Annotated in this window: 7 protein-coding genes; 4 read left to right on the forward strand and 3 right to left on the reverse strand. The window is 41.9% G+C overall.

Going from position 1 to position 5,269, the window contains the following annotated elements:
- Window positions 1–637 precede the first annotated feature (637 nt).
- Genes J0H12_07595 through J0H12_07610 form a run of 4 tightly spaced genes read left to right on the forward strand, consistent with a single transcriptional unit; the run spans window position 638 to window position 3,116 of the window.
- Window positions 638–1,561 carry a hypothetical protein gene (locus tag J0H12_07595; GenBank protein ID MBN9413761.1) on the forward strand — a complete coding sequence of 308 codons (924 nt, stop codon included), beginning with the start codon at window positions 638–640 and terminating at the stop codon, window positions 1,559–1,561.
- Between the two features lie 9 nt (window positions 1,562–1,570).
- On the forward strand, window positions 1,571–2,104 hold the full coding sequence (locus J0H12_07600) for a hypothetical protein (GenBank protein MBN9413762.1): 534 nt from the start codon (window positions 1,571–1,573) through the stop codon (window positions 2,102–2,104).
- Window positions 2,105–2,107: 3 nt separating this feature from the next.
- Complete coding sequence (locus J0H12_07605; protein MBN9413763.1) at window positions 2,108–2,569, forward strand: cell wall hydrolase; 462 nt, start codon at window positions 2,108–2,110, stop codon at window positions 2,567–2,569.
- Window position 2,570: 1 nt separating this feature from the next.
- Entirely contained in the window at window positions 2,571–3,116 is a 546-nt protein-coding gene (locus J0H12_07610; GenBank protein MBN9413764.1) for a hypothetical protein, read from the forward strand.
- Between the two features lie 66 nt (window positions 3,117–3,182).
- On the opposite strand, the gene J0H12_07615 is transcribed toward J0H12_07610, so the two are convergent.
- From J0H12_07615 to J0H12_07625, 3 genes are all read right to left on the reverse strand, one after another.
- Entirely contained in the window at window positions 3,183–4,040 is an 858-nt protein-coding gene (locus J0H12_07615) for an SEL1-like repeat protein (protein ID MBN9413765.1), read from the reverse strand.
- A gap of 42 nt (window positions 4,041–4,082) precedes the next feature.
- Window positions 4,083–4,706 carry a hypothetical protein gene (locus J0H12_07620; protein ID MBN9413766.1) on the reverse strand — a complete coding sequence of 208 codons (624 nt, stop codon included), beginning with the start codon at window positions 4,704–4,706 and terminating at the stop codon, window positions 4,083–4,085.
- The coding region (locus J0H12_07625) for a hypothetical protein (protein ID MBN9413767.1) at window positions 4,703–5,269 on the reverse strand (567 nt) is incomplete at its 5' end. The genes J0H12_07625 and J0H12_07620, both read right to left, overlap by 4 nt.

Here is a 5,269-nt window from a genome sequence, read left to right on the forward strand (position 1 = left end):
TGCGTGACAGGCACGGTGCACGTGGGGAATGGTGGTGAAAGGAAATGGTGATGGACCGATTCGTGATGGAAAGGTTTGGGAGAGATCGAAAGGTGACAGGTTCGATCTATAGGCTGCTTGAGATTCTCGGGACACGCCCGAGAATGACGAAAAAGAGAGAGGCCATGTCTCATAGGTGAGACCTGAATAAGAATTGAGAATGACGCAGATTAAGAAACGGGAGAGCTCGTTGGAGAAGACCCATAGGTTGCAAAGAGAAGGGCAAGTGAGTGGTGAAAGCACTCTTTGAAAGAAGCGAGAGGGATAGCAACCTTTCGCTTGTCATCCGCCAGGGATGAATAGGAATAAACATGATGAAAACTGAAATCCGGAAAGAAGAAGAAGGATCCTTAGATTTTATCAGGGTGACGATAAACAAAGAAAGGAGAAGGACATGACATAGGAAAAGCAGAACGTAAGCTGAGGAAAGACGTCACGGTTAACCTCATAAACAAAATCCGAGGGAACTCTCATAGGGGACCTCAGACCATCAAAACTAAGCAATAAGAGGTTTTGATAAAGAAAAAAAAGAAAGAAAAAAGTGTCGAAAGGCACACAAAGATTAAACAGATAAATAAACAAAACAGGGAGAATAAAAATGAATTTTGAGAAAGAAATACGAGCAAGACTAGCAACACCTTATCCATCTGCGCCTTATCTAATGGCAGGGGATGATGAAGCCACAGAAAGAGGAATTTTATCCTCACGCGGCTCTTCAGACTTGGAAGAAATCGAGCTAATGGAGGCGCGCTCTTGGCCAGATTATATTACGCTTCACGCGACGCTGTCAGCAGTTCCGATTGAAGATCATAAAACTCAAGTGGATTTGACGTTGGCCGGACGAACGCTTACGCCTCAATCTTTTTATCGTCGAGAAGCGTTACTCGAGGATGTCCAAGAGGTGGGTGAAGATGCTCGCTATCAGGCAATTCAGGTGAAATATAAGGGATTTGGTCATTATGTAAAGGACGCAAAGACCTATATTTTTCAAGGAGAAAAGTTAGATAATTTTAAGGTTGGCCTTGAAATGGATCAAGAAATCTTCCGAAAAGATTTTGCTTTTCAATCGCAAAGTTTGTTGCACCAAAAAGAGTTTCCTCAGGGTGATTTTTGGTTGACCACCTCTCCAAATGGCGTCACGGGAGAGCGCCTCTATCCTTTACTGGCTTACGGCGGTTATTTCAAAAGAGGCCTAGACTTGAAGAAGATGGAGCCTATTTTTGCCCTGATTAAACAAGGAGAAAATGAGTCAACGGCTTTACAGCTTTTGCGAGCCTCAGAGTTGCGTCAAATGGGGATCCTTCCGCCCCGTGTTCGACGAGAAGGTGGGGAAGAATGGATCTTCTGTGACCCCGTGAAAGGAGAGGTCATGATGTCTTTAGCCGGGGCGTTGATTTCGGGCGCTGCTCGTCTGAAGATTTACGATGCCGAAGGAATCGATTCTTGTCTTTACACCTCAATGGCGTATGAGCAGCCTGATCCGTCGACCAATCATATTACCCTTACGTTTAAACCTTTATAGGAGAGCGCCATGACACTTATTTATCGAGTTCAAAAGGGTGCGCCTTTAACAATAGAAGAGATGGATGAAAACTTTAAAGATCTTGATACGCGGCTTGCGGTTTTAGAATCGCAGGAATCTCAAGAGGGAGGTATTTCGCAGATCATTTTAGAAGGTGATGAGCTTATCATCCAAGGACTTCATGGAATAACAGTGGGGCGTGTGCGCCTTCCAATCCCTCATTTTCAGGGAAGGGGCGAATGGGAAGCGCTGCAAGACTATGGCATTTATGATCTTGTGCGTCATGAGTCAGCGCTCTACTTATGTTTGAAAGCCCATAAGAGCGATTATTTTGATCAAGAGCGTGAGTGTTGGCAAGTCTTATGGCAGCCTCCTCAGAGCGAGGCGTTACCTCCAAAGTTGCCTTTATTCATTCCGTCGAACCTTCCTGCGGCGGATCCAGGAATGATGGGCTTATTGATTGAGGTGGAAAAAGTTTCGCCGATCTATGCGGATGGTAAAGCCTGGTATCGATTTTCCGATCACCAAATGATTGGAGAATAAGCCATGGAAATAATAAATAATCTTGAAGAAATTGATATCTTGGCGCGGACTATTTATGGGGAAGCTCGAGGAGAATATGGACGTCGTGACGGCGGGATCGCAGCTCTTATTGCTGTTGGCAATGTCGTGATGAATCGGCTTAAAGCCAAAACGTGGTATGGGAAAACAATCACAGAAATTTGTCATAAACCTTTTCAGTTTTCTTGTTGGAACCCTCAAGATCCTAATCGAGTTCTCCTCATGTCTTCTCAGATTGAGCAAGATCGACTCTTTCACCTCTGTCATCAGGTGGCTGAATCCGTTGCGACCTCTCAATGGCCCGACTTAACCCACGGGAGTGATCATTATTATGCGCTCACGATGTCAAAGCCGCCCGCTTGGAGTCAGCAAAAGAAACCCAAGATTCAACTCGGGCAGCATATTTTTTTCAAATTAGCGTCAGAGTCCTCTGAGGAAAGGAATTAAAATGTCACTTCCGTTATCAGCAACCGCCGTGATTTTAGCTGAAATGGCGCCGACGATTGCCAGATGGTTTTCGCAGTCTGATGATTCTCTTTCCTCAACCCAAATGGTGGCGGCCAAAGTTGTGGATTTAGCCAAGAAAGTTGCCAACACCAAAGAGGCGAGTGAGGCTGTTAAGAAAATCCAAGAAGATCCAAAGTTGCTTCTCACGTTTCAAAAAATGATCGCAAAACTGGACCATGATATGGAGCGAGCATTCCTCCAAGATCGGGAAGGGGCGCGTCACCGCGATTCGGCGTTAGCGGCGGTGGGGCGTTATAATTATCGAGCAGATATTATGGTGTGTGCAGCCGCTTTAGGGTTGATTGCGTGTTTGGTTGCTTTGGCCCTTTATCAAAGTAAATTACCTGGTGAGGCCGTGGGAATTATTTCAACGATTGCGGGGATTTTTGGGGCGTGCCTAAAAGATGCATACGCTTTTGAGTTTGGCTCGTCTCGGGGATCAAAGACGAAGGATTTTGCTTTTATGCTTGAGAAGATTCGGGGGTAAAAAGGGGATTTAAATCCCTTTTCTCTAGAATTTTTCAATGAAGTAAAGATTCACCAATAAAAAGGATCAATCCGCTGCCTCTTGACTTTTCCAATAAGCCTCAAGCATGGTCATGGCTTGTGGAAGGCCTTCAGAGGTGAGATGTTGAAGGATATGTGTTTCGTCATTTATTCTATAGAGCTCAGAAAGAATATCGGAATTACCGTTAAGAGCAGAACGTAAATACCATTTTGCGGCACTCTTATAGTCTTTTTTGTCTAGGTAATGGTAGGCTAATTTTTCTTGGTCAGCCATAAGGTCTTTTATAGCGGCTAAGCGCAGGCATACAAATTGTAAGTCATAATTCCCAGAATGTCCTGCTTCCCATCCATGATTGGATATTGTGATGAAATCTTCGTCTTTTAGTATTTTTCTGAGAAAGTCTTCATTATCCGCAGTCAATTTATCTTCAGTTATGAGTTTTTTAAAGTTCAGAAAAAGTAGTATGGAAATATCTACACTACCTATAGATGGTTGTAATCTTTTAAGAAATAATTGGCCAATAAAATCATCGTCAGCCACGGCGGGTACTCCTGCTTGAAATCCGAAAGGTATAGGACTGTCTCTATGCTCCTCAAACATAGTTGCATGGAGTAAAGGGGAGGAAACTAAGTGCTGAGTAGAGAGAATCCCGTCAATTGACGCAGACCTGGAAGGTGTTTCATCTTTTTGTAGTTTTGGATTTTTACGGAGAGGTTTTTCCGAAGTTTCGTCATCGCTATTTTCGGGAGAAGAAAAAGTCGTAGATGAAATTTCTGTAATTTTTAGTCGCGGTCTTTTTTTATCTTCTCTTTGAACTTGGTCGTCGCAGGCATAAGTACCAATGGGATGGCTTGCCGTAAACAGGAGGGCAAGGAGGAGAATTTTTAACTTGTCAATAAACATTCTTAGAGTTCTTCAGTAAAAACGAAGCTTAACCCCTACGGATCAATCCGCTGCCTCTTGGCTGTTCCAATAAGCTTCAAGGATGTCCATAGCTTGTGGAAGGCCTTCAGAAGTGAGGTGTTGAAGGATACTTGTTTCGTCGTCTATTCTATAAAGCACAGCAAGAATATCGGAATTACCGTTGAGAGCCGAAGTTAAATACCACCTTGCTGCACTCTTATAGTCTTTTTTGCCTAAATAATAATGTGCTAACTGATCTTGATCAGTCATGCGATTTCCTATAGCTGCCAAACGCAAACACATAAATGTTAACTTAGTATCTTCGGTGTGTTCAGCTTCCCATCCATGATTAGATATGGCTACAAAATCTTCATCTTTTAATATTTTTTTGAGAAACTCTTCATTTTCCGCAGTCAATTTATCTTCAGCTATGAGTTTTTTAAAGTTCAGAAAAAGTTGTATAGAAATATCTACACTACCTATAGATGGTTGTAATCTTTTAAGAAATAATTGGCCAATAAAATCATCCTCAGCCACGGCGGGTACTCCTGCTTGAAATCCGGAAGGTATAGGACTGTCTCTATGCTCCTCTAACATGGTTGCATGGAGTAAAGGGGAAGAAACTAAAAATAAAATTGATAATAAAAGGATTGATAAGTTTTTCATGATTTGGACTCCTTTTTCGGTGCCGATAAATAATGTTGCGCAACTGTAGGATATTGATAACTTAATAAATCAATGCCAACCTCATCTGTACCATCCCTTGTTACAGAAGAAAGACTGCATATTTCTTGGCCTTCATTATCTCTTAAAATAATGCCATTCTCAGGATATGCTTGAAGGCCAACACATGCAACGAAAAAACGGAGTCCTTCTGGAGGAATTATATGTATCTCTTTATTTATAAGAGATCCCCATATATTTGTTACATTCTTTCCCTCTATTGCTCGGAAGAATGTATCTCCGCATCTTTGACACATATCATTAGAAGAGATGATATTTAGCAAGAAAGTGGTAATCGTTGCACCTTTTGCTATTTGGGGTAAAATTTGAGATAAGTATTCATCTTTTTTTTGCATCAGATAGATAAGAATTGCTTGCTCACTATGAAAATAGAAATGCGTAAAATCTCTAGGTACATTTGGTAAGTCTAATTCATTTCTTCTTGTGAATTTTAAAGAGCTTTTAGATAAAGAAAAAATATCTTTTAAATGTTGCCTAAATTGAGG

Source organism: Candidatus Paracaedimonas acanthamoebae (genome assembly GCA_017307065.1).
In the GTDB taxonomy this organism is placed as follows: domain Bacteria; phylum Pseudomonadota; class Alphaproteobacteria; order Caedimonadales; family Caedimonadaceae; genus Paracaedimonas; species Paracaedimonas acanthamoebae_A.

Coding starts and splice junctions, on each gene's coding strand:
- J0H12_07595 (MBN9413761.1), top strand. CDS start 638: ATGAATTTTGAGAAAGAAATACGAGCAAGACTAGCAACACCTTATCCA.
- J0H12_07600 (MBN9413762.1), top strand. CDS start 1,571: ATGACACTTATTTATCGAGTTCAAAAGGGTGCGCCTTTAACAATAGAA.
- J0H12_07605 (MBN9413763.1), top strand. CDS start 2,108: ATGGAAATAATAAATAATCTTGAAGAAATTGATATCTTGGCGCGGACT.
- J0H12_07610 (MBN9413764.1), top strand. CDS start 2,571: ATGTCACTTCCGTTATCAGCAACCGCCGTGATTTTAGCTGAAATGGCG.
- J0H12_07615 (MBN9413765.1), bottom strand. CDS start 4,040: ATGTTTATTGACAAGTTAAAAATTCTCCTCCTTGCCCTCCTGTTTACG.
- J0H12_07620 (MBN9413766.1), bottom strand. CDS start 4,706: ATGAAAAACTTATCAATCCTTTTATTATCAATTTTATTTTTAGTTTCT.